The 4,232-nt window shown below is 71.7% G+C and carries 3 protein-coding genes; all 3 read left to right on the top strand.

Annotated elements, in window-relative coordinates; all coding sequences use genetic code 11:
• Positions 1–160: 160 nt before the first annotated feature.
• Positions 161–2,275 (top strand): phenylacetic acid degradation bifunctional protein PaaZ, encoded by a 2,115-nt coding sequence (gene paaZ, locus MLY01S_RS11660; RefSeq protein WP_067192350.1) that lies wholly within the window; start codon positions 161–163, stop codon positions 2,273–2,275.
• Positions 2,276–2,578: 303 nt separating this feature from the next.
• Positions 2,579–3,526, top strand: a complete 948-nt coding sequence (locus tag MLY01S_RS11655; protein ID WP_067192348.1) for a hypothetical protein — start codon at positions 2,579–2,581, stop codon at positions 3,524–3,526.
• A 282-nt stretch (positions 3,527–3,808) separates the two neighbouring features.
• Positions 3,809–4,232: hypothetical protein (locus MLY01S_RS11650; protein WP_218000452.1), on the top strand; the 424-nt coding region annotated here is incomplete at its 3' end.

Raw genomic sequence — 4,232 nt, 5'->3', positions numbered from 1 at the left:
TCCCCTGGCGCGAGCTTCTGCGGTAGCGTGGAGGCAAATACCGACCGATCGGTCGGGCACGCGTGCTCGCACGCCCCGGACCGCAACGCCGGTGGCACCCGCCGGCAGGCCCGGAGCGCGCCGCACGCATGATCACCGCCGCCCTCACGAAGGAGTCAGTGTGACCACCACCGCCGAGCAGGCCCCCGCCGTCCTTTCCAGCTACGTCTGCGGACAGTGGTGGGCGCCGGAGAACCCGTCGAAGAAGACCGCCGTCCTGGACGCCAACACCGGCGAGCACCTGGTGGACGTGTCCACCGAGGGCCTGGACACCGCCAAGGCCATCGAGTACGCCCGCACGGTGGGCCAGCAGAACCTCGGTGAGCTGACCATCCACGAACGCGCGCTCAAGCTCAAGGAGCTCGCGATCTACCTGAACTCCCGCATCCAGGAGCTGTACGAGATCTCCTTCGCCACCGGCGCCACCCAGCGCGACCACGCCTTCGACGTGGACGGCGGCGTGGGCACCCTGTTCACCTTCTCCGGCAAGGGCCGCCGCGAGCTGCCGAACTCGAACGTGATCATCGACGGCAACGTGGAGCCGCTGTCCCGGGACGGCTCGTTCATCGGCGAGCACATCTACCAGCGCATCCCGGGCGTGGCCGTGCAGATCAACGCCTTCAACTTCCCGGTGTGGGGCATGCTGGAGAAGTTCGCCCCGTCCTTCGTGGCCGGCGTGCCGACCGTCGTGAAGCCGGCGACCCCGACCGCCTACGTCACCGAGGCCTGCGTGCGCCTGATGGTCGAGTCCGGCGTGCTGCCGGAGGGGTCGATCCAGCTGATCTCCGGCTCCGCCCGCGACCTGCTGGACCACCTGGACTACCGCGACCACGTGGCCTTCACCGGCTCCGCCGCCACCGCCACCACGCTGAAGAAGCACCCGAACGTGCAGGAGGGCGGGGTCCGCTTCACCGCGGAGACCGACTCCCTGAACGCCGCGATCCTCGGCCCGGACGCCGCCCCGGGCACCCCGGAGTTCGAGGCGTTCGTGAAGATCGTGTTCCAGGAGATGACCGTCAAGGCCGGCCAGAAGTGCACCGCCGTGCGCCGCGTGATCGCCCCGCAGGCGCACGTGGACGCCGTGGTGGAGGCCCTCTCCGAGCGCCTGTCCTCCAAGGTGGTGCTGGGCGACCCGCGCACCGAGGGCACCACCATGGGTGCCCTGGCCTCCAAGGAGCAGCAGGCCGAGGTCCGCAAGGCCGTGCAGCGCCTGGTGGACGCCGGCGCGGAGGTCCGCCTCGGCGGCCCGGACGGGGACACCGGATCGGCCGACGCCGAGGCCGGCGCGTTCTTCGCCCCCACCATCCTGTCCTTCGACGACGCCCGCACCCCTGAGGTCCACTCGGTGGAGGCCTTCGGCCCGGTCACCTCGGTGATCGGCTACACGGACGTCGCCGAGGCCGTGGAGCTGGCCGCCCTGGGCTCCGGCTCGCTGGTCGCCTCCGTGGCCACCAACGACGGCGAGACCGCCCGAGAGTTCGCCGCCGGCATCGGCGCACACCACGGCCGCGTGCACTTCCTGAACCGGCAGACCGCCAAGACCACCACCGGCCACGGCGCCCCCGTCCCGGTGCTGGTCCACGGCGGCCCGGGCCGCGCCGGCGGCGGCGAGGAGCTCGGCGGCGTGCGCGCCGTGAAGCACTACATGCAGCGCACCGCCATCCAGGGCTCCCCGGACCTGCTCACCGCCGTCACCGGCGTGTGGCACCAGGGCGCAGCGGCGGACACCGTCACCCGCGAGGACGTGGAGTCGGGCGCCAAGAAGCACCCGTTCTACAAGTCCCTCGCGGAGCTGAAGGTCGGCGACCAGTTCGCCTCGGGCCTGCGCAAGGTGACCCTGGAGGACATCACCGAGTTCGCCGAGAAGACCGGGGACAAGTTCTACGCGCACACGGACGAGGAGGCCGCCATGGCCAACCCGTTCTTCCCGCGTCGCGTGGCACACGGCTACCTGCTGGTCTCCTGGGCCGCGGGCCTGTTCGTGGCCCCGGATCCGGGCCCGGTGCTCGCCAACTACGGCCTGGAGAACCTGCGGTTCATCACGCCGGTCACCTATGACGACTCCATCCGCGTCACCCTGACCGCCAAGCGCATCACCCCGCGCGTCACCGACGAGTACGGGGAGGTCGCCTGGGACTGCCAGATCCACAACCAGGACGACGAGCTCTGCGCCCAGTACGACGTGCTCACCCTGGTCACCAAGACCTGGCCCATGAAGGAGCAGCCGGAGGCCTGACCCCCTCCGTCCGGCCGGACCGGCGTCCGTCCCTTCCCGACGACGGCCTCTCGCCCTGCGCTGAACTGCTCCCTGTCTCCTGGAACTGGATATCCAGTCCAAGAAACGGGGACCAGTTCAGCAGGGCGAGGGGCCGTTCGCTGTGGTCGCCGACGGGGCCTGCGGCCCAGGAGGTCGGGACGAGCTTTCGGCGGGCTGGCCTGGGCGTCGTGACGTTGCCGTGCCCTGACGCGGGGATCGTTGCGAGGACGAGACCGCCGGATCCCTGGTCCCGTGGCCGCGGCTGTGACAACGTCCCGGCATATGGATACGAACGCCAAGGACACCACGAAGCGCACTCACACCACCCCGGCCCTGGCCGGCACCGCACTCGTGCTGACCGCGGCCCTGGCCCTGGCCGGCTGCGGCGGGAATCCCGCCGAGGCCGAGAGCACGCCCACGACGACGACAGCCGCGGCGAGCACGCAGTCCGCGGAGGCCTCGGACGAGGCGACCGACGAGGCCTCGGACGGGGCAACTGACGAAGCCGCGGACGAGGCGAGCGACGAAGCCACGGATGAGGCCTCGAGCGGCTCGGACTCGCCCGCTTCGCCGAACGAGGACGCCGGCACTGCCTCCGAGGCCGGCGGCACCACCGCCGTCCCGCCGGTCCAGGAGGAGCTGGACGCCATGGTGGCGGTGGTGGAGGAGCACCTCGGCCCGCACGCGGACGCCCTCACCCGTACCCCCGAGGAGATGACCGCCTCGGCCGAGGAGCGCATCGCACGGGAGGAGGAGAAGGTCGGCGGCGACTTCTCCGAAGAGTGCGTTGCGCAGCTGGTCGCCCGCGACAGCGTGCACCTGGATGCGGACATCGCACACACCCAGGTGAACGGGGCACCGCAGGACATGGACACCGCGCAGAGCTGGTATGTGAACCGGGAGGACACGGACTCCCCGCAGAGCGCGATCGCCTTCCGGGACGCCGCCGTCACCCAGGTGGAACTCCCGGCCTGCGCGGACGAGGAGAAGTTCCTGAAGCCGGAGGTGGAGCGCACGGAGCAGCAGCCATGGGGCGAGGGCACCGTGGAGCACATGGTGCACGGGAACCTGGACGACGGAGGCCTGCGCACCGTGCAGACCCTCGCCGTGGAGGGCCCCCGCGTCTACGAGATCAGCCACCCCGCTCTGGGCGCGGACCAGGCCGAGGAGGTGAAGCAGCGCAACGAGGCCCTGCTGGAGGACCTCCGCGCCGACGCGAAGGACGGCTGAGGCCTGGCGGGCTGGGAAGGCCGAGGCCTGGCGGGCTCGGGCGGCTGAGGCCCGCCGAGCTCGGAGGGCTGAGGCCCTGGCCGCCCAGGAGGGACGGCGCTCTGGCCGCCCGGGACCGCCGATCGCCCACCTGCCCCGGGCCGCGGGCCGTAGGCCCCGGCGGTGGACCGTGGGCCGTGGACCCGGCCGTGGGCGGTGGGCCGTGGCCGCGGACGGAACCGTTGCCGAACCGGTATCGTTCCGCCGCGGCTTCGGTGAGTGTGATCTGGCACACTCATCTCCATGAGGACTCGTCGCCGCCACGCCACACCCCTCGCCGGCTCTGCCCTGATGCTGGCCGCCGCCCTGACGCTCACCGCCTGCCAGCAGGCGGACCAGGACGCCAGTGCCTCGGCGAACCCTTCGGACACCGACCCGGCGGCCTCGCCGTCAGAGGGCGCGGCCTCCGGCGGCGACGGTACGGGAGGCTCGGAGGGCTCCGGTGACGAGAACGGCCCGGGCGACGCCGAGATCTCGGCCTCGGCTGTGCCGGACCACCTCCTGCCACCGGACGGAGACAAGACCCGCGCCATGACGAGGGCCCTGGAGAAGACCATGGGCCGCCCCGTGGCCTCCGTGAAGGGAGGCACCGTCGCCGACCATCAGCGGGACAGCGAACAGTCCCTCGAGATTCTCCAGAACCCGAACGCGAACCCCATGGTCTCCG

The sequence above is a fragment of the Micrococcus lylae NBRC 15355 genome (genome assembly GCF_001570885.1).
Classification (GTDB): domain Bacteria; phylum Actinomycetota; class Actinomycetes; order Actinomycetales; family Micrococcaceae; genus Micrococcus; species Micrococcus lylae.
The sequence above is the reverse complement of the archived record's forward strand: the minus strand, read 5'-3'. Positions and strand labels throughout refer to the sequence as shown.